This is a genomic window from Actinokineospora sp. NPDC004072, assembly GCF_053604195.1.
The window spans coordinates 1-25876 of the sequence record NZ_JBSGHB010000018.1 but is presented as its reverse complement, the minus strand read 5'-3'; the positions used below and the strand labels follow the sequence as shown (position 1 = coordinate 25876).

Here is a 25876-nt window from a genome sequence, read left to right as displayed (position 1 = left end):
CCGGACCGGTCGCCAGCGGCACACCGGCCACCAGCACCGAACCTCGCCACCAGAGCCGGGCCGGTCGCCAGCGGCACACCGGCCACCAGCACCGAACCCGCCACCAGAGCCGGGCCGGTCGCCAGCGGCACACCGGCCACCAGCACCGAACCTCGCCACCAGAGCCGGGCCGGTCGCTAGCAGTGGGTGGGTTGGCACCCTGATCGTCACTAGCGGACTGATGGTGAGGTGTTGGGGTCATTGCCGGGCGAGGGGCGGTGGCCAGGTTGGGACGGTGGGGTCAGGGGTCGCCTGCTTTGAGGAGGATGTTGCGGAGTTCCATGGGGGTCATGGCGCCGTCGAGGGCTGCGGTGAGGAGGCCTGCCAGGGTGTGGCCGGGGCAGGCGGCCAGGGCTGCGTCCAGGGCGACGCGGGCTAGGGAGCCGTTGCCGCGGAGGTAGGCGGAGACGGCCAGGAGGCAGGCTGGTTCGGCGCGGTCGGGGGTGGGGAGGGCTCGGGTGAGGTAGGTCCAGAGGCGTTCGGCTGCGGGGGCTCGGGAGGTCAGGGCGATGAGTTGGCAGTAGCCGCGGATCTCGGTGTCGTACAAGGCCGTGGCCAGGTCGACGAGGGTTGCGTCGTCCAGTTCGGGCAGGTCGGTCGCCGGTGGGGCGTGGACGTGGTACATGTCGAGGACGATGTCGTCGTAGTGGTCGATCGGGTCGTCGTCGGCGACGGGTTCAAAGCGGTCTAGGGCTTTGTCCACTACGGACTGATCGGGGAGTTCGCCGGTGCGGGCGTCGATCAGGCGTTCGCGGTGGTCGAGGACTTCCGGGGGATCGGGGGCCAGGGTGGCGGCCAGGGCTTCCCGGCTGGCGTACTTCACCGCGCCGCGCACGAGCATGCCGACGCCGAGGGCCGAGGTGTCGGGGTCGGGGACCGAACCGGTGCAGCGGCGGTGGTTGTAGCAGCACCACCGCAGGCCGTGCTCGATCTCCGGCACCCACACCGTGTGGGCGACGGGCACGCCCGCCTCGCCGAAGGCCCGGTTCAGCTCCGTCACCAGTGGACGGTGGGGCAGCGCGTCCGGCGGGCTCCCGGAGCCGCCCACCACCACGGCCACGGCGCGTTCGGCGCCGAGGGACGCCGCCAGCTTGGCGATGTGGTCGGCCACCTGCGCCCGGTAGCGCTGGGGTGGCAGGTCGATCCGCAGGACCGCGCCTATGCGCGCGTCGTCGGCGTCGACGAGGGTGATCAGGACGAGGGAGTCGGTGGGGTGGAAGCCCAGCAGGTGCGGGATCGCGGCCACCAGCTCGCCGCCGTCGTCGAGGGGCAGGGCCGGGTCGAGTGCAGTAGTCATGCTTCCACTCTGGCAAGCCGGACCCCAAGCCTGCCAAGGCAAACCCGCCGCCTGTGGACAACCGTCCCCTGTGGATGGGCCGGCCCGGCGAACCGGGCCGGCCGGTATCCTGCTCAGCCGCAGTGCTCGAAGCCGCTCGCGTACGAGGTCGACCCCACCGAGCCGCCCCACTTCACGCACTTGCCCGCCGCCGATTTGATCACCGGCCCGGCGTAGTAGGAGAACGACCCCGAGTCCGTCGTGCGCGTGCCGCCCTGCACTTCGAGGAACGCCGACACCGCCGACGGCGTCCCGATGGACACGTTCTTGATCGTGACCACGCAGTTGTTCCCGGACTTGTACAACAGGTACACCCGCCCAGCGGTCCCCAGCGCCGCGGAGTCGATCACCGAGTACCCGCTGCCGCAGGCCTCCTCCGGGGTGTACGGATTGCCGCCACTGGAGCAGTTCCGGCTGGTGTAGTCCCTGGTCCCCCAGTAGTACGCCTGCGCGCCGTTGAACACGACCTTCTGCGGCACCCCGTTGAGGAGCTGCTCGAAGTGCAGGTGCGGCCCGGACGAGCCCCCGGTCGTCCCGACGGTGCCGATCGTCTGCCCCCGGCTGACCGACTGGCCGACGCTGACCCGCTGGCTGGACAGGTGGGCGTACCGGCTGCGCCAGCCGTTGCCGTGGTCCAGCTCGATCCACCGGCCGTAGCTGGTCGACCCGGTGTTCTCCACCCGGGCGACCCGGCCGCCCGCGCTGGCGACGACCGGGTCGCCGTCGTCGTTGGCGCGGTTGAAGTCGATGGCGTTGGCGGGGCTGTGGTTGGTCCGGGTCTGCCCGGACCAGACCTGCCCGCACGGGAAGGGCAGTTGGAACGCGGGCGCCGCCGCGGCGACGCCCGTCCCGGTGAGGACGGCCGCCGCCGCGATGACCACTGCGCCCGCGATGGATAACAGCCTGCTCATCAGCTACCTCCGAGAAACGGCGAAGACAGCCGATCCGACCACGGACCACCCGTTCAGTGGAAGACCTTCCAAGAAATCGGGCGGTGGGCTTGTTTCCAACCAGACGGTCAACCGAGGGCGTCGAGCAGCGCCGCCCGGCCGCCGACGACCGGCAGCGCGATCCCGCTGCGCCCGAGGTCGACGGTGAATTCCGCGCCTGGCCTGGGCCGCAGCGTGTAGTCGCGGTCGCTGGACAGGACAACGACGCCGAGGCTGTGACCGGCGCGGAACACGTAGTCATCGGGGATGAAGTTCACCCGGATGTCGTAGGCGTGGCCCGGTTTGATCGGAGATGTCCGCCATTCCGAGTGCCGGTTCTGCGGGTCGGCCCATCCGCGGGTGACCACCTTGACCGTGCCGTCGGGCGCGCGGTCGACCAGCAGCGCGGTCACGTTGGCCGCAGGTCGGCTGAACGACAGCCGCAGGTCCGCGTGCACGGTCCCGCTGATCCGCAGGTCCGCGGCCAGGCCACCGGTGGCGTAGGCGAGCCGGTGCGGGGAGGTGGCCGCGGCGGCGAGGTCCTCGGCGCGCTTGGTCGCGTCGTCCACCACGGTCTCCCGGCCCTTGCCCTTGCGCAGCGCCAGGCCACCCGTGGTGTCGCCGCCCGCGGTCGGGTGCAGGGTCACCGGCCGCGTCCCCGGCGCGGGCCAGTCGGCCTCCTCCGCCCACGTGCGGTCCTCGCGCTGGATGGTGGCCTTGTTCTCCCGCTCCACGCCGTTGTCGACGCCGTAGAGGTAGTGCGACATCCACCGGTTCAGCAGCACCAGCCACGGGTCGCGGTTGATGGTGTACGGATCGGAGTGGGCGCCCTGGTGCAGCCAGATGCGGTGCTCGACGCGGTGCCGCTTGAGCGCGTCGTACCACTGCGCGACCTGCCCCATCTTGACGTTCCAGTCGTTGAGCCCGTGCACGGCCAGCACGGACGCCTTGACCTTGTGCACGTCGTTGAGGTAGTTGCGCTCGTCCCAGAATCGGCTGTAGTCGCCGGTGACCCGGTCCTGCGCGACCCCCAGCGCGTCGATCACCGGGCGGCACACCGCGCGGTCGGCCCGCGTGTGGACGTACTCGGCGAGCACGTCGGCGTCCTCGCCCTGGAAGCCGCCCGCGGCGACGACCGCGCCGTCGTGGCGGTAGTAGTCGTACCAGCTGGAGATGGCCGCGATCGGCACGATCGTCTCCAACCCGTCGACCCCCGTCGAGGCGACGGCGTTGGGCAGGGTGCCGTTGTACGACACGCCCATCATGCCGACCTTGCCGGTGCTCCACCCGGCGGTGACCGCTGCGCCTGCCGCGTCCTCGCCGCGGGCGCGCCCGTTCAGCCAGTCCACGACGGATCGCGCGCCGATCGTCTCGTTGCGGCCACCCGTCGTGGGGCAACCGGTCGATCGGCCGGTGCCGAGCGACTCGGCGTAGACGACGGCGAAGCCGCGCGCGGTGAAGTACTGCTCGTAGCGCCACGTGATCGCCGGGCTCGGCCCGCCTGCCGCGCGGCCCGCGCCGCCGCCGGCGTGCGGGTGCGGCCTGCCGGGCACGTGCAGTTCGACGTCGACGTTGTGGTTGGGGACGTCGTTGCCCCCGGAGTAGTAGGGACTGGCCTGGTAGACGACGGGGACGCGCATCCCCGCCTCGGTCGCGCGGGGCCGGACGACCTCGACGTAGACCCGGTCGCGGCGCCCGTCGCGGTCGCTGTCCACGGGCGCGGTGACCCACAGCGACTCGCGCACGACGTCGGTCGGGCTGAACACGGGCTGTGCCTGGCCGTCGACGAAGACGGGGGCGGGCGGGTCGGCGTGGGCGGTGGCGGGCGCCAGGGGCAGGCACACCAGGGCGGCGATGACGGCGGATCGCGCGCGTCTCATGGGGGCTCCAGGTCGGCAGGGTACGACAGGATCGACCTGACCCTCACGTTCGGCGGCCGCCGCTGTCAATGCTCCGACCGGATGGTCCACAGAGGACCACCGGACCGGGTAGCCTCGCAGGTGTGATCCGACTCGACGCCCCCATCACCGCCGTGACCGTCTACCCGGGACAGGCCCGGGTCACCCGCCGCGGCCGGGTGGTGCTGCCCGGCGGCGACGCCCGGGTGCTGGTCCCCGGCCTGCCCGCGCTGCTGCAGCCCGACTCGGTGCGGGTGGCGGGCGCAGGCGCGGCCACCGTGCTGGGCGTCGACGTCGCCCCCGAGCGCCACGCCCGCCCGACGACCGCGCCCGACCTGCGGGAGCGGGCCGACGCGCTGGACGCCGCGCTGGCCGAGATCGACGACACCGACACCGCGCTCGCCACCCGGGTCGACCTGCTGACCGGGGTCGCGCGCCGGTCCACCTCCGCGCTGGCCCAGGCGCTGGCCCGCGGCGAGGCGGACGCGGCGCGGGTGGCCGCCGCGGGCGAGGGCCTGGCGGGGGAGCTGGCCGGGGTGCTCGCCGAGCGGCGCGAGCTGGTGCTGACCAGGGAGCGGGTGCTGGCCGAGCGGGCCGAGGTCGAGCGGCAGCTGGCCGAGCGCACCGCCGACCCGGACCTGGTCGCGGTCGCGGTCGACCTGTCCGGCGAGGGCGAGGTCGACCTGGAGGTGTCCTACGTCGTCGACGGCGCGGGCTGGGAGTCCCGCTACGACGTGCGGCTCGCAGGCGAGCGGCTGACGGTGACCTGGTTCGCGCTGGTCGAGCAGCGCTCCGGGGAGGACTGGCCGGAGTGCGAGCTGGCCCTGTCCACCGCCCGGCCCGCCGCCGGGGTGGCCGTGCCCGAGCTGGACCCCTGGTACCTCGACGTGCTCAGCCCCGTGGTCCCGATGGCCGCCGCGGCGCTGCCCGCCCCCGCCGCGTACGGCACGGCCAGGGGCATGGCGGCCGAGATCGCCGCCGACACCGCGGTCGTGGAGCACGGCACGACGGCGAACACCTACCGCACGCGCCGCCCGGTCGCGGTGCCCGCCGACGGAGCCGCGCACCGGGCCACGGTGGCCGTCCTCGACCTGGACGCGCGGGTCGACCACGTGACCGCGCCCGTGCAGGGCCCGGAGGTCTTCCTGCGGGCAACGGCGGTCAACACCAGCGAGCACACCCTGCGCCCGGGCCGCGCCGCCCTCTTCCACGACGCGGAGTACGTCGGGGTGACCCAGCTCGACGCCTGGGCGCCGGGCGAGGAGCTGGAGCTGGCGCTCGGCGTGGACGACCGCGTGCGGGTCGAGCGCGAGCTGGTCCGCCGCTCGACCGGCAAGGCCGTCCTCGGCAGCACCCGGCGGCTGGAGGCCGCCTACCGCACGACCGTGGCCAACCACGGCCCCCGGCAGGCCCGGATCGCCGTGGTCGACCAGGTGCCGGTCTCCCGCCACGAGTCCGTCACCGTCCGCGACGTGACCACCACCCCCGACCCCGCCGAACGCGACGACCTCGGCCGCCTCACCTGGCGCCTGGACCTGGCCCCGGGCGCATCGGCCCAACTCGACCTGGCCGTGCGCGTCGACGTCGCCAAGGGCGTCAACCTCGCAGGCTGGCGCGACTAGCAGGTCACGCCGCCGAGCAGGGCTCGGCAGGTGATGCGGGCGGTGTCGTTGGCGGGGTCGGCGTCGGCTGGGGTCGAGCTGATGCGGGTGAGGACGACGTCGCCGGTGCCGGAGGCCAGGAGGGCTGGGGACAGGCGGACCGTGCGGGTGGTGGTCGAGCCGCTGGGCAGTGCGGGGAGGTCGCAGGTCACCGTGCGGGTCGTGGTGTCGGTGGTGCAGCCTGCGGCTACGGGGGAGCGCAGGAAGGACGGGTAGGTCAGGCGCAGGCGGGCTGCGGTGAAGGGGCCGTCGGCGGTGGCGGAGAGGGTGAAGGTGACCGATCCGCTGGCGGTCAGCCCGACCCGCAGGTCCGCGCGCACCTCGCTGGTGTTGCGCAGGATCGAGACGTGGTTGGCCGCGGAGTTGGCGACCAGGATGTCGACTACCCCGTCCCCGGTGACGTCGGCCGCCCGCACGCCCTGGGCGCCCGGACCCGCGGGGAGGTCGGCGCGGGCGGTCAGCGTGCCGTCGCCGACGCCCACCAGCACCGACACCGAGCCCGACCCGGCGTTGGCGACCGCGACGTCGGGGCGGCGGTCGCCGTTGAGGTCGGCGATGTCGAGCCCGCGCGGCGACTGCCCGACCGGGTAGGCGACGCGGGGGGCGAAGGTGCCGTCGCCGCGGCCCCGCAGCACGGACGCGCCCGCGGCGGCGTCCGCCGTCACCAGGTCGGTCCGGCCGTCGGCGTCGAGGTCGGCCGCGGCGACGGCGAACGGCTGCGCACCCACGGACGCAGCCGAGTACCGGGCGAACTGGCCGCCGCCGGTGCCCCGCAGCACCGACACGGTGGCCGTGCTGACGTTGGCCACGGCCAGGTCCGGCGTCTGGTCGCCGTCCAGACGGGCGATGACCACCCCGAACGACGTGCCCGCGACCGCGTGGTGCGCCGGGGCGGCGAACGTCCCGTCGCCGCGGCCCGCGAGCACCGAGACCGTCGCGGTGCCGACGTTGGCGGTCACCGCGTCGGCGCGCCCGTCGCCGGTGACGTCGCCCACGGCCAGCCCCTGGGGCAGCGGCCCGCTCGCGGACTCGCGGCGGGCGCCCAGCGTGCCGTCGCCGTTGCCCCGCAGCACCACGACCACGCTGCTCACGTTGTCGGTGGCCAGCACGTCGAGCCTGCCGTCCCCGGTCACCTCGGCCACAGCCACGTCGGACAGGCTGCGCCCCGCCGGGTAGGACACCGCGGGCGCCATCCCGGAACCGGTGTTGACCAGGACCGACACCGTGCCCGCGCTCGCGTCGGCGGTCACCGCGTCGAGGTCGCCGTCGGCGTCGAGGTCACCGACGGCGACGCGGAAGGGGTTGCTGCCCGTGCGGTGGTCCACCGCCCCCGCGAACCGGGCGGGCGGGGGCGCGGCCGATGCCGACGGCCCGACCACGGCGACCACCGCGATCCCGCACCCCACCAGCACCCAGCGGCGCATCCGCGACCTCCCTGCGAGTCCCCTGGAGGGGTCGCGCGCGGCGCAGCGGGGTTTCTAGGCCGATCGGGTGGATCACGGCGCGAGCGCGGCCAGCACGTCCTCGGCGCGGCGCATCGACTCGGCCGGGTCGGCGTCCGGGGAGCCGATGGCCGGGTCGAAGTTGAGGTCGACGAACACCTCGGTGACCCCTTGGGCGGCCAGGTCGGCGAAGTCGGCCCGGATCTGCTCCAGCGAGCCGGTCAGCGGCTTGGTCCGCTCCCCCACCACGACGACGCCGCGGCACACCATCCGCAGCGCGTCCGGGTCGCGCCCGGCCGCGGCGGCCGCCGCCCGCACCACGCCGATGGACGCGCCGATCTCGGTCAGGTCGGCGCGGCTGCTGCTCACCCAGCCCTCGGCCATCCGGCCCGCCCGGCGCAGCGCGGCCTCGGCGGTGCCGCCGAGCAGGATCGGCGGCCCGCCCGGCTGCACCGGCCGCGGGGCCATGCTGGTGGGCGGGACGGTGTAGAACTCGCCCGCGTGCTCGACCACGTCCTCGGTCCAGAACCGGCGCAGCAGCGGCAGGTACTCCTCCGCGCGCCTGCCGCGGGCCCTGCGGTCGGCCCCGACGGCGACGTACTCCTCGTCGGCCCACCCGATGCCCAGGCCCGCGTCGAGCCTGCCGCCGCTGAGCACGTCGAGCGTGCCCAGCTGCTTGGCCAGCAGCGGCGGGGCGAAGAACGGCAGGTTCACCACGGCCACGCCCAGCCGGACCCGGGTGGTCAGCGCGGCGAGGTAGGCGATCACCGACACCGGGTCGAGCACGCTGCGGTACATCGGCCCCCACTCGCCCCCGGGCGGGGAGAGCAGGCGCTGGAAGGTCCACAGCGAGCGGTAGCCCAGCTCCTCGGCCCGGGCCGCGACCCGGGCGAGGTTGTCGGGGGTGGCCCAGGAGCCCGACACGGGCGCGGCGAAACCGATCTGCACGGCCGCCACGCTACCCCCGCGCTGGTCAGCGCGCCGATGGCACACTGGCGGGCATGACGAACACGGACGACCCCTACCTCTGGCTGGAGGGTGTGACCGACACCGACGCCCTGGCCTGGGTCCGCGAGCGCAACGCCGAGACCGCGGCGGAGCTGACCGGCGGCGCGCGGTTCGCCGCGATCGAGCGGGAGATCCGGGAGGTGCTCGACGCCGACGACCGGATCCCCTACCCGCGCAGGCGCGGCGCCCACCTCTACAACTTCTGGCAGGACGCCGCCAACCCGCGCGGGGTGTGGCGGCGCACCACGCCGGAGTCCTTCCGCACCGATTCCCCGGAGTGGGAGGTGCTGCTCGACGTCGACGCCCTGGGCCGGGCCGAGGGCGAGAACTGGGTGTGGAAGGGCGCCGCGGTGCTGCGCCCGGACTTCCACCTGGCCCTGGTCGAGCTGTCCCGCGGCGGTGCGGACGCCACCGTGGTGCGCGAGTTCGACCTGCGCACCCGCGAGTTCGTCGCCGACGGCTTCACCCTCCCCGAGGCCAAGACCCGGGTCGGCTGGATCGACGCCGACCACATCTTCGTCGGCACCGACTTCGGCGAGGGCTCGCTCACCACGTCCGGCTACGCCCGGGTGATGAAGCGCTGGCGCCGCGGCACGCCGCTGGAGCAGGCCGAGGTGGTGTTCGAGGGCAAGCCCGAGGACGTCAGCGCGTTCGCCTACCGCGACCACACCCCCGGCTTCGTCCGCGACTTCGTCGGCCGCTCCCCCGGGTTCTTCTCCACCGAGGAGTTCCTGCTCAAGCCCAACGGCGACCTCGTGCGCATCGACGTGCCCGACGACGCGACGACCTCCGTGCACCGCGAGTGGATGCTCATCCACCTGCGCACGGCCTGGACCGTCGGCGGCACGACCTACCCGGCGGGCGCGCTGCTGGCCACCGACTTCGACGCCTTCCTCGACGGCGGCCGCGACCTCGTGGTGGTCTTCGAGCCGGACGCGCACACCTCGCTGCAGGGCTGGTCGTGGACCAGGAACCACCTGATCCTCACCGAGCTGCGCGACGTCAAGACCCGGCTGGAGGTGGTGACGCCGGGCGACTGGACGCGCTCGGAGCTGCCCGGCGCGCCCGAGGTCGGCTCGGCGCACATCGTCGACACCGACCCCGACAGCGACGACGAGTACTTCCTCGACTCCAGCGGGTACTTGCAGCCGACCACGCTGATCCACGGCACGGTCGGCGGCACGGCCGAGGTCGTCAAGCAGGCGCCCGCGCTGTTCGACACCGAGGGGCTGACCGTCGAGCAGCACTTCGCCACCTCCGACGACGGCACGAAGGTCCCCTACTTCGTCGTCTCCGACGGCACCCCCGGCCCGACCCTGCTCTACGGCTACGGCGGCTTCGAGATCGCGCTCACGCCGTCGTACAACGCGGGCATGGGACGGGCGTGGCTGGCCCGCGGCGGGACGTACGTCGTGGCCAACATCCGCGGCGGCGGCGAGTACGGGCCGGAGTGGCACCGGGCGGCGCTGCGGGAGAACCGGATGCGCGCCTACGAGGACTTCTCCTCGGTGGCCCGCGACCTGCTGGCCCGGGGCATCACCCCGCCCGGCAAGCTGGCGATGCAGGGCGGCAGCAACGGCGGCCTGCTCGCGGGCGTCATGCTGACCCGCTACCCGGAGCTGTTCAGCGCGGTGGTCTGCCAGGTCCCGCTGCTGGACATGAGCCGCTACCACGTGCTGCTGGCGGGCGCGTCGTGGATGGCCGAGTGGGGCGACCCCGACGACCCGGCGGACTGGGCCTACATCCAGCACTACTCGCCCTACCACTTGGTCCAAAGTGGACGCGAGTACCCGCCGGTGCTGTTCGTCACCTCCACCCGCGACGACCGCGTGCACCCGGGCCACGCCCGCAAGATGGCCGCGCGCATGCGCGAGCAGGGCCACACCCCGCTGTACTACGAGAACATCGAAGGCGGCCACGGCGCGGCGGCCGACAACGCCCAGCGCGCCTTCATGTCCGCGCTGGCGTGGGAGTTCCTGCTGCGTTCGCTGTCGTAGCCGCTGGGTACAGTCAGCGGCGTGTTGGCGTTGCACTGCCTCGGCACTGCCGACGGCCAGGTCGTGCTCTGGGCCGAGGACTCCGCGCGGCCCGACCGCCGACCGGGCCGGGCCGCGCGCGGACCGGCCGAGCACCCGTTCGCCGTCCCCGGGGCCGAGCTGGCCGAGCGCCTGGGCGTGCCGGGGACGGCGGTGTCGGTGCGCGCGCTGCTGCCGTCGCACCCGTCGGCCCCGGTGCCCTCGCCGGAGCTGGTGCGCGACCCGCTGGCCGCCGCGGGCGCGCCGCGGGGTGCGGTGAAGCTGCGGCCGTGGCTGGTCAGCGGGCTGGCGACCACGGCGGCGGTGCCCGACGCAGGTGAGGTCCGCCTCGGCGCGAGCGCGCGGTTCCTGATCGCCCTGCGCGAGTTCGCCGAGGACCTGGTCGGCCGGGGCCGGGTGCTGCCCGCGGTGACCCCGGCGGGCGAGGCCCGCTGGCGGCCCGCCCCCACCGGGGCCGACGCCGCCCGGCTGGCCCGGCTGCGCGAGTCGATGCCGCCCGCGCTGCGCGCCCAGCAGGCGGGCGCCGACGGCCTGCCCGCGGCCGCGGTGCTGACCGCGGTGCTGGACACGCTGGTCGACGCCATCGCCCGGCAGCGGCTGGGCGAGCTGGACCTCGCCCCCGGCGGCCTGGTCGGCGACCAGTCGGCCGCGGTGGCGCACGCGCTGCTCAGCGGCCTGTCCGGCGACCCGCGCCTGGGCACGCCCGCGCTGCCCACCGAGCGGCTGGCGAGCGCGCTGGACACCTGGCGGGCCAGCGCCGCCCACGACGGCCCGGTGCGCGCCTGCTTCCGGCTGCACTCCCCGGTCGGCGACGACGACACCTGGGCCGTGGAGTTCCTGCTCCAGGCCGCCGACGACCCCAGCGTCCTCGTCACCGCCGAGCAGGTCTGGAGCGGCGGGCCGAACGTGCTGCGCCGCTGGGTCGCCCAGCCCGCCGACCTGCTGCTGGCCGAGCTGGGCCGGGCGGGCCGGATCGTCCCGGAGATCGACGGCGCGCTGCACGACACCCACCCGACCGGCCTGGCCCTGGACACCGCGGGCGCGCACCGGTTCCTGCTGCGCGCCCCCGAGCTGGACCAGGCCGGGTTCGGCGTGCTGCTGCCCTCCTGGTGGCAGACGGCCGCCGCCGAGGTCGGGCTCAAGCTGACGACCAGCAGCCCGGGCACCCCCGGCGTGGTCTCGGGCAAGAGCGGCATGGGCAAGGACGAGCTGATCGAGTACCGCTGGGACATGGCGGTCGGCGACTCCACGCTCACCTCGGCCGAGCTGGCGGCGCTGGCCGAGGCCAAGGTGCCGCTGGTGCGCGTGCGCGGCCGGTGGGTGCACCTCGACCAGCGCAGGCTGGCCGCGGGGCTGGAGTTCATCAAGCGCTCGGCCGAGGGCAGCACCAGCGCGGGCAACATCATGGCGCTGGCCGCGCTGCCCCCGGACGACCCGCTGCTGCCCGCGCCGGTCGTCGGCATCGACGGCGACGGCTGGCTGGCCGACCTGCTCAACGGCCGGATGGAGGCCCGGCTCGAACCGGTGAAGGCGCCGCCGGGCTTCGGCGCGGACCTGCGGCCGTACCAGGAGCGCGGGCTGGCCTGGCTGGCCTTCCTCGACCGGCTGGGCATGGGCGCCTGCCTGGCCGACGACATGGGCCTGGGCAAGACCGTGCAGTTGCTGGCGCTGGAGGCGCTGGCGCGGGCCGACGCGCAGCGGCCGCCGACGCTGCTGGTGTGCCCGATGTCGCTGGTGGGCAACTGGCAGCGGGAGGCCGCCAAGTTCGCCCCCGAGCTGCGCGTGCACGTCCACCACGGCAGCGACCGCGGCAGCCTGGCCGAGGCCGACGCCGACCTGGTGATCACCACCTACAACCTGCTCGCCCGCGACAGCGCCAAGTTCGCCGAGCGCGAGTGGGACCGGGTGGTGCTCGACGAGGCGCAGAACATCAAGAACAGCGCGTCGCGGCAGTCCCGGGCCGCGCGGTCGATCGACGCCCGGCACCGGATCGCGCTGACCGGCACGCCGGTGGAGAACCGGCTGGCCGAGCTGTGGTCCATCATGGACTTCGCCAACCCCGGCCTGCTCGGCTCGGTGCACCGGTTCCGCGCGCGCTTCGCGGTGCCGATCGAGCGCTACCACGACGAGGACGCCGCCACCCGGCTGCGCCGCGTCACCGGGCCGTTCGTGCTGCGGCGGGTCAAGACCGACCCCGCGATCATCAGCGACCTGCCCGAGAAGGTCGAGATGAAGCAGCTGTGCAACCTCACCGCCGAGCAGGCGTCGCTGTACCAGGCCGTGGTGGACGACATGCTGCTCAAGGTGGACGACACCGAAGGCGTGCAGCGCAAGGGCTTGGTGCTCGCCGCGATCACCCGGCTCAAGCAGGTCTGCAACCACCCCGCGCAGTACCTCGGCGACGGCTCGCGCATCGCCGGGCGCTCGGGCAAGCTCGCCCGGCTGGAGGAGACGCTGGAGGAGGTGCTCGCCGACGGCGACAAGGCGCTGGTCTTCACCCAGTTCGCCGCCTTCGGCGGGATGCTGGTGCCGCACCTGGCCGCGCGCTTCGACACCGAGGTGCTGTTCCTGCACGGCGGGGTGCCCAAGGCGCGCCGGGACGCGATGGTCGAGCGGTTCCAGTCCGGCGACGGGCCGTCGATCTTCCTGCTGTCGCTCAAGGCGGGCGGCACCGGCCTGACGCTGACGGCGGCCAACCACGTCATCCATCTGGACCGCTGGTGGAACCCAGCGGTGGAGGACCAGGCGACCGACCGCGCCTTCCGCATCGGGCAGCGCCGGGACGTGCAGGTGCGCAAGCTGATGTGCATCGGGACGCTGGAGGAGAAGATCGACGCCATGATCGAGCGCAAGAAGGCGCTCGCGCGGCTGGCCGTGGGCACCGGCGAGGACTGGCTGACCGAGCTGTCCACCGACGAGCTGCGCGAGGTCGTCGCGCTGTCCGCGGAGGCCGTCATTGAGTGACGACGAGTGGTGGCGCGACGCGCCCAGCCGCACCATCAAGGTCGAGAACGGGCTGCGCGCCCGCAGCACCCGCGGCGACATCGCGCGCACCTGGTGGTCGCGGCGGTTCATCGAGGTGCTGGAGGAGCTGGGCCTCGGCGGGCGGCTGGAGCGCGGCAAGCGCTACGCCCGGCAGGGGCAGGTGGTGAGCATGGCGCTCTCGCCGAGCATCGTCGTGGCGACCGTGCAGGGCTCGCGGCCCGCGCCGTACCGGGTCAAGATCGGCGTCAAGTCGTTCACCGCCGACCAGTGGGCGCAGGTGGAGCAAGCGCTTGCGGGCCGGGCGCTGTACCTGGCCAAGCTGCTGGCCGGGGAGATGCCGACCGGGATCGAGGAGGTGTTCGAGGCCGTCGGGCTGCGGCTGTTCCCGAACTCCTTCGCCGAGCTGTCGATGGAGTGCTCGTGCCCGGACTGGGAAGTCCCGTGCAAGCACCTGGCGGCGACGTGCTACCTGCTCGCCGAGTCCTTCGACACCGACCCGTTCGAGATCCTGGCCTGGCGCGGGCGCTCGCGCGACGAGCTGCTGGCGAGCCTGCGCGCCCGGCGCGGTGGCCCGGCCGCGGTCGAACCGGCGGCCGACCCCCTTCCCGCCGACCCGGCCGCGTTCTGGGCCTCCGGGCCGGTGGCGCCCGCGCTGCCGCCGTCGGCGCCTGCGGAGCCGGGGGCGGTGCTCGACCGGCTCGACCCGCTGCCGGTGATGCTGCGCGGCAGGCCGCTGGCGGAGTACCTGCGGCCCGCCTACCGGGCGTTCGCGGAGGAGGCGTGACGGCGCTGTCGACGCGCGTGCGCGCGGTCGCGGAGGAACTGGTGCGGCGCAAGGGGACCGTCGCACCGGTGGACGTGCTCACCGGGCTGGGCTGGCTGTCGGCGCGGACGGTGGAGTCGTGGCGGCAGGGGCGGGTGCCCCGGCTGGACGCCGCGGCCGCGGTGCCGCCGGAACGGCTCGCCGAGGCGCTGGGGCTGCTGCGCGAGTGGGCGCTCGGGCGCGGGCTCGAAGCGTCCCGAGTGGACTACATCGCCGCCACCCTGGGCGGGCAGCCGTTGCGCTTCGGCGACGACGACCTTGCCTTCCGCACGCACTGGACCGACCCCGGGCTCTCCCCCGCGCGGCGGGCCCGCATCGAGGCCAAGGCCAAGGCGGTGCCGGACCCGGTCGCGCTGCGGCCGGACAAGCCGTGGCGCTGCGCGCTGTGCCGCGAGCCCGGCGAGCTGCACTTCGTCGAGGACGACCGGCCGGTCTGCCTCACCTGCGCGGACATGGACCACCTGGTCTTCCTGCCCTCCGGGGACGCCGCGCTGACCCGGCGGGCCCGCGCCGCCAGCGGGCTGGCCGCGGTGGTGATGACCTGGCACAAGCCGCGCAAGCGCTTCATCCGCTGCGGCACGCTGGTCGAGCGGGCCGCGCTGGAGGCCGCCGAGGAGCGCTGCCTGGCCGACGAGGACGCCCGCGAGCGCAGGCGCGTGCGCGACCGCGCGCGGCGCGAGCAGCAGGACCTGGTGTTCACCGCGGCCTTCGCCGAGCGGATCGCGGAGCTGTTCCCCGGCCTGGCCGCCGACCGGGCGCGGGCGATCGCCGAGCACGCCGGCGTCCGCAGCAGCGGGCGGGTGGGCCGCTCCGCGGCGGGCCGCGCGCTCGACGAGCACGCCGTCACCCTGGCCGTCGTCGCCGCGATCCGGCACGAGGAGACCGACTACGACGCCCTGCTCATGGCCGGGGTGCCGCGCGCGGTCGCCCGCGAGCGCATCCGGGATGCGGTGGACGCCGTGCTGCGGCGCTGGCGTCAGGCGACCGAGGACGGCGCGGCCGACCAGGTGTCGCAGTCGGCGGTCGACTCCCCCGCGTAGCCCGCCTTCGCCCACAGGAGCTGGTTGTTGGCGCTGCCGTGGCTGTCGGAGTCCTCGACGTAGGCGAACCCGGCCACGGCGGCGTCGGCGAGGTCGCCGTCGATGTCCCCGCGGTCCTTGGCCGCGGCGATGAACAGCCCGGCGAAGCAGTTTGCCTGCAGCTCGACCCGCCGCGACAGCTCCAGCTCCTCGTCATCGCCCGCCGCCCGCTCGCGCCTGCCCGCGGTGCCGAGGATGCCCGAGAGCGCCTGGATGTGGTGGCCGTACTCGTGCGCCAGCACGGCCAGGTGCAGGCCCGCATCGTCGGCGGCGTCGTCCAGCAGCCGCGAGCGCGGCATGGAGATGACCTCGTCGCTGGCGCAGTAGAAGGCGACGGCGTCCTCCTCGTCGGGGGCGAACCCGCACTCGCCGTCGGGGCTGTCCTCGACGGTCAGCTCCGGGGTGCGCAACCGCTTGCCCGCCGCCTCCATCGGCTCGGTCCACGCCGCGTCCAGGCAGGCGATGATCCGGCGGTAGTACTCGGCGAGGCCATCGGGGTCGGTCCGCAGCTCCGGCAGCTCGCAGGTGACCTGCGCCAGCGCGCGCCCGGGCCGCAGGATCGGGTTGCGCGCGATGGCGTCGAGGGTGGCCTGCGCCTGCCCCTCCTTCGGCACGGCCTGCCCGTCGACCGAGCTGGCGTACCCCTCGACAACGGTGGTGAACCCGCCCGACGCCGCGCGGCCCACCACCCCGATGACCAGGACGCCGACCAGCACCATCGCGAAGATCGCCAGCAGCGCGAACGGCGAGTTCCGCCGCTGCGGCGCCGCCTCGGCGACCTGCACGGGCGCAAGCGGGTTCCACCCGTCCGGTCCGCCCATCCCTCACCCCCACGCCCGATCCGGGGATACTACTAGGTTCTGGCGTCGAAATGCGGTAGCGGCCGCGAGGCGCGACAAACGCGGCGAGCCGGGACCCCGCGCGGGGTCCCGGCTCGCCGTCGGTCAGATCAGCTGCAGCCCGAGGTGGAGCCGCAGCCCTCGCAGACGTAGCAGGACCCGGCCGGGCGCATCTTCGTGCCGCAGGTCATGCACAGCGGGGCGTCGGCCGCCTTGCCCAGGTGCAGCTCCAGCAGCTCGGTGGAGCTGTGCGCCTCCGCGGCCGGGGCCGCGGACTCGATCGCTGCGCGCGGGGTGGCGTCGACCGTCGTGCGCAGCCCCTCCAGGTCCACATCGGACTGTCCGGAGTAGTCGTTGGCCACCTGCGCCGCGCGCTCCTCGGCGGTGAAGATGCCGAGCTGGGCGCGCTTGTCGTAGGGCAGGTAGTCCAGCGCGAGGCGGCGGAACAGGTAGTCCAGCACGCTGGTGGCGATGCGGACGTCCGGGTCGTCGGTCATGCCCGCGGGCTCGAAGCGCAGGTTCTGGAACTTCGAGACGTAGAACTCCAGCGGGATGCCGTACTGCAGGCCGACCGAGATCGACATGGAGAAGGCGTCCATCACCCCGGCCAGGGTGGAGCCCTGCTTGCCCAGCTTGACGAAGATCTCGCCGAGGCCGTCGTCGGGGTAGGAGCCCGCGTGCAGGTAGCCCTCCGCGCCGCCGACGGTGAACGAGACCGTCTGCGAGGGGCGCTTCTTCGGCAGGCGCTTGCGCACCGGACGGTACTCGACGACCTTCTCCGGCTCGGCCGCGCCCTTGGCGCCCTTGCCCGCCGACAGCGGCTGGCCGACCTTGCAGTTGTCGCGGTAGATCGCCAGCGCCTTCAGGCCCAGCTTCCAGCCCTGGAAGTAGATCTCCTCGACCTCCTCGACGGTCGCCGACTCCGGCATGTTGACCGTCTTGGAGATCGCGCCGGAGATGAACGGCTGCACCGCGGCCATCATCCGCACGTGGCCCATCGGGGCGATGGAGCGCTCGCCCATCGCGCAGTCGAAGACCTCGTAGTGCTCGGTCCGCAGCCCGGGGGCGTCGACGACGTGGCCGTGCTCGGCGATGTACTCCACGATCGCCTCGACCTGCTCGTCCTGGTAGCCCAGCGCGGCCAGGGCGCGCGGCACGGTCTGGTTGACGATCTGCATGGAGCCGCCGCCGACCAGCTTCTTGAACTTGACCAGCGCCAGGTCGGGCTCGATGCCGGTGGTGTCGCAGTCCATCATCAGGCCGATGGTGCCGGTCGGGGCGAGCACGCTGGCCTGGGCGTTGCGCCAGCCGTTGCGGCCGCCGATCTCCAGCGCGGCCTGCCACTCCCGGGTCGCCACGCGGTGCACGGCGGCGTCGGTCTTGTGGTAGGTGCGGACCAGGTCGTTGGCCGCGGCGTGCTTGCGCATGACCCGCTGGTGGCCCTCGGCGTTGCGGGCGTAGCCCTCGTAGGGCCCGACTACCCCGGCCAGCTCGGCGGAGCGCCGGTAGGCGGTGCCGGTCATCAGCGAGGTGATCGCCGCGGCGAGCGCGCGGCCGCCGTCGGAGTCGTAGGCGTGCCCGGTGGCCATCAGCAGCGCGCCGATGTTGGCGTAGCCGATGCCCAGCTGGCGGAACTTGCGCGTGGTCTCGGCGATCGGCTCGGTCGGGAAGTCGGCGAAGCAGATGGAGATGTCCATCGCGGTGATGACCAGCTCGACGGCCTTGACGAAGGTCTCGGCGTCGAAGGAGCCGTCGTCGCCGAGGAACTTCATCAGGTTCAGCGACGCGAGGTTGCAGCTGGAGTTGTCCAGGTGCATGTACTCGCTGCACGGGTTGGACGCGGTGATGCGGCCGGACTCCGGGCAGGTGTGCCAGTCGTTGATCGTGTCGTCGTACTGGATGCCGGGGTCGGCGCACTCCCACGCGGCCTTGGCCAGCTTGCCGAACAGGGCCTTGGCGTCGACCCGCTCGATGACCTCGCCGGTGGTGCGCGACCGCAGCCCGAAGTCGCCGCCGGACTCCACCGCGTGCATGAACTCGTCGGAGACCCGCACGGAGTTGTTGGCGTTCTGGTACTGGACCGAGGTGATGTCGGACCCGCCGAGGTCCATGTCGAAGCCCGCGTCGCGCAGGACGCGGATCTTCTCCTCCTCGCGCGCCTTGGTCTCGATGAACTCCTCGACGTCGGGGTGGTCGACGTCGAGCACGACCATCTTGGCCGCGCGCCGGGTCGCCCCGCCGGACTTGATGGTGCCCGCGGAGGCGTCCGCCCCGCGCATGAACGACACCGGGCCGGACGCGGTGCCGCCGGAGGAGAGCAGCTCCTTGGAGGAGCGGATGCGGGAGAGGTTGAGGCCCGCGCCCGAGCCGCCCTTGAAGATCAGACCCTCTTCCTTGTACCAGTTGAGGATCGAGTCCATCGTGTCGTCGACGGCCAGGATGAAGCAGGCCGAGACCTGCTGCGGGGAGCTGGTGCCGACGTTGAACCACACCGGGGAGTTGAAGCTGAACACCTGGTGCAGCAGCATCCAGGTCAGCTCGTGCTCGAACACCTCGGCGTCGGCCGGGGTGGCGAAGTAGCCGTGCTTGACGCCCGCGGCGGTGTAGGACAGCACGACGCGGTCGATGAGCTGCCGCAGCGAGTGCTCGCGGGTCGGGGTGCCGACGGCGCCGCGGAAGTACTTGCTGGTGACGATGTTGGTCGCGTTGACCGACCAGAAGTCGGGGAACTCGACGCCGCGCTGCTCGAAGTTGACCGAGCCGTCGCGCCAGTTGGTCATCACGACGTCGCGGTGCTCCCAGGTCACCTCGTCGTAGGGGTGCACCCCCTCGGTCGTGTAGACCCGGCGCACGCGCAGCCCCGGCCGTGCTGTGTCCGCAGGCGTCCCCACGGTCTCGGTCATGACAACTCCCTCGTGAACTGTGGCCACGTCCGGGCTCCCCGTCCGATGCGGTCTCGTCTGCTTGTGCGCCCCGCGCTGGGGCCGTCGACCCTTACTCGCCATCACCCCGCGCCGCCTCGCGCGCCATCACGGCGCGCAGGTCGGCGATCTCCTTCTCGAAGTCCTCTACGGAGGAAAAGCTCCGGTACACCGATGCGAACCGCAGGTAGGCGACCTCGTCCAGCTCGCGCAGCGGCCCCAGGATGGCCAGGCCCACCTCGTGGCTGGGCACCTCGGCGGGCCCGGTCGCGCGGATGGTCTCCTCCACCTTCTGGGCGAGCTGCTTGAGCTGGTCCTCGTCCACCGGCCTGCCCTGGCAGGCCCTGCGCACGCCGCGCACGACCTTCTCCCGGCTGAACGGCTCGGTGACGCCGGAGCGCTTGACGACGGCCAGGACCGCCTCCTCGACGGTGGTGAACCGGCGGCTGCACGCCGCGCAGGACCGCCGCCTGCGGATGACCTGGCCCTCGTCGACCTCGCGCGAGTCGACGACCCGGGAGTCCGGGTGCCTGCAGAACGGACACCGCATATCCGACTCCTCCTCGCCACTCGGTCGGCGCATCCGGCGACCACGCATGGTGATCAATGTGTGGACAACACCCGGGGGCGGGGTGGATAACCGACCCCAACCTGTGGACAAACTACAACGGCGTAACCCCTAGATGTTGGGGTTGAACCTATGCCCGATGGGCACATGTTGGCAACTCGGGGGGCGGCCCGGCGTGTCGCCGCCGCGACCAGCGGAAATGCGCAGAAGCATCCGGGTGACACGCAGGGTCACACGTTCGGGTCAAGCACGGTCGAAGAACGTGCTATAAGGCCAACGCGCGGACCCGCGCGAGTATGCCCTGACCGGGAGATCGGCACGCCGGCCAGGCGGCGGGCGGGGTCGGCGCGCGCCAGGGAGACCGCGGTCGGGTCAGCGGTGTGATTCGGGTAACAATTCAGCGGCGGGCGACCGGCACCACGAGCGGCTGACCGGGGACCACCCCGGCGTCGGCGAGGCCGTTGAGGTCGCGGATGCGGTCCACGACGGCGGCGGTGTCGCTGCCCGGCGCGGTGCGCGCGGCGATGTCCGAGAGCGACTCACCGGGTGCGACGTACACGACGGCCGTCGTGCTCGGGACGGTCGAATCGGCCAGCGAACCGGCGTACAGGCCGAAGCCGAAGACCAGCGCGGCGACCGCCGCCGCGACCACGACCAGCGCCGTGACCGGCATGGATGAGCGGCGCGGCGGACACTCGGCCGCAGCCACGACGTGCGGGGCGCCGACCAGGCGCCGCCGGGTCGGCGGCCGCAGCCCGCCCCCCGCGCGGCGCGTCGGGGCCGGGTGCTGCGCCGGGGCGCCGGTGGTGGTCAGCGTCGCCGCCATGACAACCTCCTCGAACTCCCGTTCGATCGAACGTCCGTGCGAATGTGTACCACCTGGGGGCCGCGGAATTCCAGACCTGCTCGGCGTGTCGCTCGAACAGGTGTTTGATCTCCGCAGGTCGGAGGACTACCGTCGACTCAGGACAAGATCGCCGGGGCGGCCCCCGGCACAACCTGGAGGACAGCGCAGTGGCAGGCACGAACGGACGCACCCCCGCAGACACCCCGAAGCGCAAGCCCGCGGTGCGCGGCACGGTGCGCAAGTTCCCCGAGCCGGATTCGGAAAGCGCTGAACTCCCGCTTCGCCAGCGCCAGGTGCTGGAGGTCATCCGGTCCTGGGTGCAGCGCTTCGGCTACCCCCCCAGCGTGCGCGAGATAGGCGAGGCGGTGGGGCTGACCTCCACCTCGTCGGTGGCCTACCAGCTGCGCGCCCTGGAGGAGAAGGGCTACCTGCGCCGCGACCCGAACCGCCCGCGCGCGATCGGCGTGCTGCCCGCCGACGCCCCCCCGGCCCAGCTGCGCGGCGACGAGCCCGCCGAGACCGACCGCGGCCCAGCGCCTGCGTACGTGCCCGTGGTCGGCCGCATCGCCGCCGGTGGGCCCATCCTCGCCGAGCAGGCCATCGAGGAGGTCTTCCCGCTGCCCAAGGAGCTGGTCGGCGAGGGCTCGCTGTTCATGCTCAAGGTCGCGGGCGACTCGATGATCGACGCGGCCATCGCCAACGACGACTGGGTGGTCGTGCGCCAGCAGCCCACGGCCGACAACGGCGACATCGTGGCCGCCATGATCGACGGCGAGGCCACGGTGAAGACGTTCAAGCTGCGCGACGGGCACGCCTGGCTGCTGCCGCAGAACGACGCCTACGAGCCCATCCCGGGCGACGAGGCGACGATCCTGGGCAAGGTCGTGGCGGTGCTGCGGCGCCTCTAGCGCTGCTTGCGGGTGGCCCTGCGGTGCATGAGCAGCAGCAGGGCCCCCACCGCGACGGCGGTGACGCCGATCGCGGGGATGGTCGCCAGGCCGTCGTCCTCGACCTCGGGGGCGCCGGTCGGCTCCGGCGCGCGCTCCGGCTCCGGCGCGGCCGTGCCCGTCGGCTGCCCGGCTGCCGTCGGCTGCTCGGCCGCCGGGGTCACCCTGGAGAACGTCCGCACCGCGGTCCCCACGCCCTCGGAGAAGGACACCAGCGTGCCGTCCGGCTCGATGGCGATCGCCTCGCCCTGCGGCTCGTCCGGCAGCGGGACGCGGACCGGCTCCCGCTTGAGCGCGGCGAGCACGTCCCCGTCCGGGGCGGCGTACACGTAGGCGTCGGTGTAGGTGCGCAGCGCGACGAGCGTCCCGTCCGGACTCACCGCTCCCCCGGTCACCACCACCGAGCCCACCGCCGTGGGCACCGGCCCGCCCGGGGTGTCGGTGGACCGCAGGGTGATCGAGCCGACCTGCTCCATCGGCGTCGGCCCGGGGCTGCTGAGGGCGCGCACGGGCCGGTAGATGCCCGCGGTGCCGAAGGGGTTCTTGGTCACCAGGTGGGGCACGCCGTCGCGGGAGAGCAGCAGCGCCTCGGTGTCCTTCGGACCGTCCGGATAGGTCAGCCGGTGGACGGTCGACTTGCCCGCCGGGGTCAGCGAGATGAGCGCGACGGTCTCGCGGGCCTGCTTGTTGTCGCCGGTGTCGGCCAGCCACAGCGTGCCGTCGGCGGCGCGGGCCAGGTCCTCGACGTCGTAGGGGTCGGTGGGGCCGGAGATGACGTCGGCGACCGAGCAGTCGCGGTTGAGCACGTAGACGGTCGACGTGCGACCGCCGTCGTTGACGACGTACCAGTGCTCGCCATCGGCCGCCGCACCGGACACCTCAGCCAAGCGCTCATCGGACAGCACGCACCGGTCTTCGGCCTGGGCGGGCGCGCCCAAGACGGTCATCGCCCCCATGAGCGCCGCGGTCAGCACAACCCGCACCCGCCACCTCCCCTGTTCGCCACCACGGTAGCCGGAAGCGCCGCGGGCCCCCGGGAGGTCTCCCGGGGGCCCGCGGCGCAGCAGGGGATCAGACGGCCGAGCGGTCCACGGCGTAGGCCGCGAGCGCGCCCGCGAGGTCGGGGTTGACCCGGGCCCGCACGTGCGTGCCGACCTCGGTGTGCTCGGTGGAGAGCACCTCGCCCTCGCGGTGGATGCGGGCCACCAGCTCGCCGCGCTCGTACGGGACGAGCACGTCCAGCTCGCGGTCGGGCCGGGGCAGCAGCTCGGCGATCCGCTCGCGCAGCTCGGCCACGCCCGCCCCGGTGTGCGCGGAGACGAACACCGCGCCCGGGATGAGGTGCCGCAGCCGGGCGATGGCCAGGTCGCCCGCGGTGTCGGTCTTGTTGACCACCACCAGCTCCGGCGGCATCGGCGTGTCGTGCTTGCGCCCGATCTCGCCGAGGACCTCGCGCACCGCGTTGATCTGCCACTCCGGCATCGGGTCGGAGCCGTCGACCACGTGCAGCACGAGGTCGGCGTCGGCGACCTCGTCCAGCGTGGTGCGGAACGCCTCCACCAGCTGGTGCGGCAGGTGCCGCACGAAGCCGACGGTGTCGGTCAGCGTGTAGGTGCGCCCGTCCGGGGTCTCGGCGCGCCGGGTGGTCGCGTCGAGGGTGGCGAACAGCGCGTCCTCCACCAGCACACCCGCGCCGGTCAGCGCGTTGAGCAGGCTGGACTTGCCCGCGTTGGTGTAGCCGGCGATGGCCACGCTGGGCACCGCGTTGGCGACGCGGCGGCCGCGCTTGGTCGCCCGGACCGTGCCCATGCCCTTGATCTCGCGGCGGAGCTTGGCGATGCGGGCGTGGATGCGCCTGCGGTCGGTCTCCAGCTTGGTCTCACCGGGACCGCGCAGGCCCACGCCGCCGCTGGCCCCGCCCGCGCGGCCACCGGCCTGGCGGGACAGCGTCTGGCCCCAGCCGCGCAGCCTGGGCAGCAGGTACTGCAGCTGGGCCAGCTCGACCTGGGTCTTGCCCTCCTTGGAGCGGGCGTGCTGGGCGAAGATGTCCAGGATCAGCGCCGTGCGGTCGATGACCTTGACCTTGAGCCGCGCCTCCAGCTGCTGGAGCTGGGACGGCGAGAGCTCGCCGTCGCAGATCACCGTGTCGGCGCCGGTCGCGGCCACGATGTCGCTGAGCTCGCGGACCTTGCCCGAGCCGATGTAGGTGGCCGGGTCCGGCTTGTCGCGCCGCTGCACGAGCCCTTCGAGGACCTGGGAGCCCGCGGTCTCGGCGAGGCGGGCCAGCTCGGCCAGCGACGCCTCCGACTCCAGCGCGGTGCCCTCGGTCCACACCCCGACGAGCACGACCCGCTCCAGGCGGAGCTGGCGGTACTCGACCTCGGTGATGTCCTCCAGCTCGGTGGACAGCCCGGCGACGCGGCGCAGCGACGACCGCTCCTCCAGTTCGAGTTCACCGAGGGAGAGGTCAGCCTGGCCGTTCGGGAAGCCACCGTTGCGGAAGTCTCCGCGGAAGTCACCGTCGTCTGGCTGAATGAATTCCTCTGTCACTAGGTGAACACGTCCTTCGCGGTCGACGCCGGTCTGTTCCGGCGTTGTTGTTTCCATAGTCGCACGGCATGACGCCTATTACGACCGATTTATTCCCCGGGGTAGAACGACACGTAGATCGCCGTGCGCGGTTGGCCCGGTTCCAGCGGGCGCGCGGCGAAGTCGTCCAGCACGTCCTGGATGCGCTGCATCAGCTCCGCCCTGCCCGCCTCGTCGACCTGCACGACCAGGCGCGATTGCTGCAGGTCGGCGAAGTCGATCTCGCCGACCTCGGCGAGGTAGGCCTGCAGCACCGCCTCGGCGACGTCCCGGTTGCCCCGGCCCGGCTGGTCGATCTGCCAGGAGCGGCCGGTCGAGCGGTACGGGATTTCCCGCGCGCCCCGGTTCCCGCGGCGCACCGGCAGCGCTTCCAGGAATCCGGCGTCGACCAGTTTGCGCACGTGGTGGAGCGTGGTCGCCGGATCGCGGCCGAGGTGGTCGGCGATCTCCCGGTTGGTCAGCGGCCGCTGGTGGGTCAGCCGGATGATCCGCAGCCGCACGGCCGAGCCGAGCGCGGCCACGTCGACCGGGGTCGGGGGCGTGCGGGCGGGCTGCTGTTCGCTCACGGTTGCCCACTCTACGGCGGCGGGGCAAAGTGATTGACAGATTCCAATCAGTGGGTGGATGATCCCGCGCATGGCAGGCACGCTGCGTCACCACACCGACTTCCGCAGGCTGTGGGCCGGGGACACGATCGCCCAGCTGGGCACCAACGTCGGCCTGGTCGTGCTGCCCCTGCTGGCGGTGGGCCTGCTCAACGCGACGGCCTTCCAGATGGGCCTGCTGACCGCCGCGGAGCACGCGGCGTTCCTGCTGCTCGGGCTGCCCGCGGGCGCGTGGGTGGACCGGGTGCGGCGCAAGCCGCTGATGATCAGGATGGACCTCGCGCGGGCGGCCCTGCTGGCGACGGTGCCGCTGGCCTGGTGGCTGGGGCTGCTCACGTTCACCCAGCTGGTGGTGGTCGCGCTGCTGGTCGGCACGTGCACGGTGTTCTTCGACGTGGGCTACCAGTCGTACCTGCCGTCGCTGGTCGGCAGGCAGCACCTGGTCGAGGGCAACGCGAAGCTCCAGGCCAGCCACTCCGTCGCGCACGTCTCCGGCCCGGCGCTGGGCGGCGGCCTGGCCCAGTTCCTCGGCGCGGCGACGGCGCTGCTCACCACGGCGGTCGGGTACCTGTCCTCGGCGCTGTTCCTCAGCCGCATCGATGCCGTCGAACCCGAGCCCGTCCGCCCTCAGCAGCGCAACCTGCGCGCGGAGGTGATGGAGGGCCTGATGTTCGTCCTCCGCAACCGCTACCTGCGCCCCATCGTTGCCTGCACGGCGACGTGGAACCTGTTCGGCGGCGTGCAGAACGCGGTGCTGATCCTGTTCCTGGTGACCGAGGTCGGCTTGAGCGCGGGCGTGGTCGGCGTCGTCATGGGGATCGCGGGCATCGGCGGCATCCTGGGCGCGCTGGTGGCCGCCCGGGTCAGCCGCGCGATCGGCCAGGCCCGCGCGATCTGGGTGGTGCAGCTGGCGTGCGTGCCGTTCGCCCTGCTGCTCCCGCTGGCCGCCCCCGGCTGGCTGCTGGTCGTCGCCGTGGCGGGCAACTTCGCCGTGTCGATCGGCGCGGTGATCTACAACGTCGCCCAGGTCAGCTTCCGCCAGATGATCTGCCCGGACCACCTGCTCGGCCGGATGAACGCCAGCGTCCGCTTCCTCGTCTGGGGCGCGATCCCGGTCGGCGGCCTGCTCGGCGGCACCCTGGGCGAGCTGATCGACCTGCGCCCGACGCTCTGGGTCGCGGCCTCGGGCTGCGGCCTGGCCGCCCTCTGGCTGCTCCTGTCCCCCCTACGCACCCTGCGCGACCTCCCCGCCGCAGAACCGGTCGCCTAGCGCCCCCCGGCCGGGCGACACCGTGCCCGTGGTGCTGGCCAGGCAGGGGCAGGA

Annotated in this window: 19 protein-coding genes; 7 read left to right on the top strand and 12 right to left on the bottom strand. The window is 73.5% G+C overall.

Features of this window, described 5'->3' with window-relative positions:
• Positions 1-280 precede the first annotated feature (280 nt).
• The 3 genes from ACWEPX_RS25060 to ACWEPX_RS25050 all read right to left on the bottom strand — a co-directional run bounded on the left by ACWEPX_RS25060 (position 281) and on the right by ACWEPX_RS25050 (position 4184).
• Positions 281-1336 (bottom strand): DUF4192 domain-containing protein, encoded by a 1056-nt coding sequence (locus ACWEPX_RS25060; protein ID WP_451899680.1) that lies wholly within the window; start codon positions 1334-1336, stop codon positions 281-283.
• A gap of 113 nt (positions 1337-1449) precedes the next feature.
• Positions 1450-2286, bottom strand: a complete 837-nt coding sequence (locus ACWEPX_RS25055) for a M23 family metallopeptidase (protein ID WP_451899679.1) — start codon at positions 2284-2286, stop codon at positions 1450-1452.
• Between the two features lie 107 nt (positions 2287-2393).
• Entirely contained in the window at positions 2394-4184 is a 1791-nt protein-coding gene (locus ACWEPX_RS25050; protein ID WP_451899678.1) for a Xaa-Pro dipeptidyl-peptidase, read from the bottom strand.
• Between the two features lie 122 nt (positions 4185-4306).
• Between ACWEPX_RS25050 and ACWEPX_RS25045 the strand changes: the two genes are divergently transcribed.
• Positions 4307-5824, top strand: coding sequence for a mucoidy inhibitor MuiA family protein (locus tag ACWEPX_RS25045; protein ID WP_451899677.1), 1518 nt, complete (start codon positions 4307-4309; stop codon positions 5822-5824).
• Here ACWEPX_RS25045 and ACWEPX_RS25040 read toward each other — a convergent pair.
• Positions 5821-7287, bottom strand: coding sequence for an FG-GAP repeat domain-containing protein (locus ACWEPX_RS25040; RefSeq protein WP_451899676.1), 1467 nt, complete (start codon positions 7285-7287; stop codon positions 5821-5823). The two genes, ACWEPX_RS25045 and ACWEPX_RS25040, sit on opposite strands and share 4 nt — an antisense overlap.
• 72 nt (positions 7288-7359) lie before the next feature.
• The gene (locus tag ACWEPX_RS25035) at positions 7360-8253 is read right to left on the bottom strand and encodes an LLM class flavin-dependent oxidoreductase (protein WP_451899675.1); all 894 of its coding nucleotides are present in this window, start codon (positions 8251-8253) and stop codon (positions 7360-7362) included.
• Between the two features lie 53 nt (positions 8254-8306).
• Between ACWEPX_RS25035 and ACWEPX_RS25030 the strand changes: the two genes are divergently transcribed.
• Genes ACWEPX_RS25030 through ACWEPX_RS25015 form a run of 4 tightly spaced genes read left to right on the top strand, consistent with a single transcriptional unit; the run spans position 8307 to position 15197 of the window.
• Positions 8307-10310: a prolyl oligopeptidase family serine peptidase gene (locus ACWEPX_RS25030; RefSeq protein ID WP_451899674.1), complete on the top strand. Its 2004-nt coding sequence runs from the start codon at positions 8307-8309 to the stop codon at positions 10308-10310.
• A gap of 21 nt (positions 10311-10331) precedes the next feature.
• Positions 10332-13313, top strand: coding sequence for an SNF2-related protein (locus ACWEPX_RS25025; protein ID WP_451899673.1), 2982 nt, complete (start codon positions 10332-10334; stop codon positions 13311-13313).
• Entirely contained in the window at positions 13306-14118 is an 813-nt protein-coding gene (locus ACWEPX_RS25020; RefSeq protein ID WP_451899672.1) for an SWIM zinc finger family protein, read from the top strand. Before ACWEPX_RS25025 ends, ACWEPX_RS25020 begins: the two co-directional genes overlap by 8 nt.
• The gene (locus ACWEPX_RS25015) at positions 14115-15197 is read left to right on the top strand and encodes a DUF2293 domain-containing protein (RefSeq protein ID WP_451899671.1); all 1083 of its coding nucleotides are present in this window, start codon (positions 14115-14117) and stop codon (positions 15195-15197) included. Before ACWEPX_RS25020 ends, ACWEPX_RS25015 begins: the two co-directional genes overlap by 4 nt.
• On the opposite strand, the gene ACWEPX_RS25010 is transcribed toward ACWEPX_RS25015, so the two are convergent.
• From ACWEPX_RS25010 to ACWEPX_RS24995, 4 genes are all read right to left on the bottom strand, one after another.
• Positions 15134-16057, bottom strand: coding sequence for a neutral zinc metallopeptidase (locus tag ACWEPX_RS25010; RefSeq protein WP_451899670.1), 924 nt, complete (start codon positions 16055-16057; stop codon positions 15134-15136). The genes ACWEPX_RS25015 and ACWEPX_RS25010 overlap by 64 nt on opposite strands.
• A 128-nt stretch (positions 16058-16185) precedes the next feature.
• On the bottom strand, positions 16186-18978 hold the full coding sequence (locus ACWEPX_RS25005) for a vitamin B12-dependent ribonucleotide reductase (RefSeq protein ID WP_451899669.1): 2793 nt from the start codon (positions 18976-18978) through the stop codon (positions 16186-16188).
• Between the two features lie 91 nt (positions 18979-19069).
• Positions 19070-19546, bottom strand: coding sequence for a transcriptional regulator NrdR (gene nrdR, locus ACWEPX_RS25000; RefSeq protein WP_451899668.1), 477 nt, complete (start codon positions 19544-19546; stop codon positions 19070-19072).
• A 415-nt stretch (positions 19547-19961) separates the two neighbouring features.
• A complete protein-coding gene (locus tag ACWEPX_RS24995; RefSeq protein ID WP_451899667.1) occupies positions 19962-20390 on the bottom strand; it encodes a LysM peptidoglycan-binding domain-containing protein in 429 nt (142 codons plus the stop codon).
• Between the two features lie 188 nt (positions 20391-20578).
• Here ACWEPX_RS24995 and lexA point away from each other — a divergent pair, with 188 nt between their 5' ends.
• A complete protein-coding gene (lexA, locus tag ACWEPX_RS24990) occupies positions 20579-21319 on the top strand; it encodes a transcriptional repressor LexA (RefSeq protein ID WP_451899666.1) in 741 nt (246 codons plus the stop codon).
• Here lexA and ACWEPX_RS24985 read toward each other — a convergent pair.
• The 3 genes from ACWEPX_RS24985 to ACWEPX_RS24975 all read right to left on the bottom strand — a co-directional run bounded on the left by ACWEPX_RS24985 (position 21316) and on the right by ACWEPX_RS24975 (position 24513).
• Positions 21316-22341 carry a hypothetical protein gene (locus ACWEPX_RS24985; protein ID WP_451899665.1) on the bottom strand — a complete coding sequence of 342 codons (1026 nt, stop codon included), beginning with the start codon at positions 22339-22341 and terminating at the stop codon, positions 21316-21318. The genes lexA and ACWEPX_RS24985 overlap by 4 nt on opposite strands.
• Positions 22342-22429: 88 nt before the next feature.
• Positions 22430-23803: a GTPase HflX gene (hflX, locus tag ACWEPX_RS24980; protein ID WP_451899797.1), complete on the bottom strand. Its 1374-nt coding sequence runs from the start codon at positions 23801-23803 to the stop codon at positions 22430-22432.
• A gap of 194 nt (positions 23804-23997) precedes the next feature.
• Positions 23998-24513 carry an ArsR/SmtB family transcription factor gene (locus ACWEPX_RS24975; protein ID WP_451899664.1) on the bottom strand — a complete coding sequence of 172 codons (516 nt, stop codon included), beginning with the start codon at positions 24511-24513 and terminating at the stop codon, positions 23998-24000.
• A 70-nt stretch (positions 24514-24583) separates the two neighbouring features.
• On the opposite strand from ACWEPX_RS24975, the gene ACWEPX_RS24970 reads away from it, so the two are divergent.
• Positions 24584-25822, top strand: coding sequence for an MFS transporter (locus tag ACWEPX_RS24970; RefSeq protein ID WP_451899663.1), 1239 nt, complete (start codon positions 24584-24586; stop codon positions 25820-25822).
• Positions 25823-25876 lie beyond the last annotated feature (54 nt).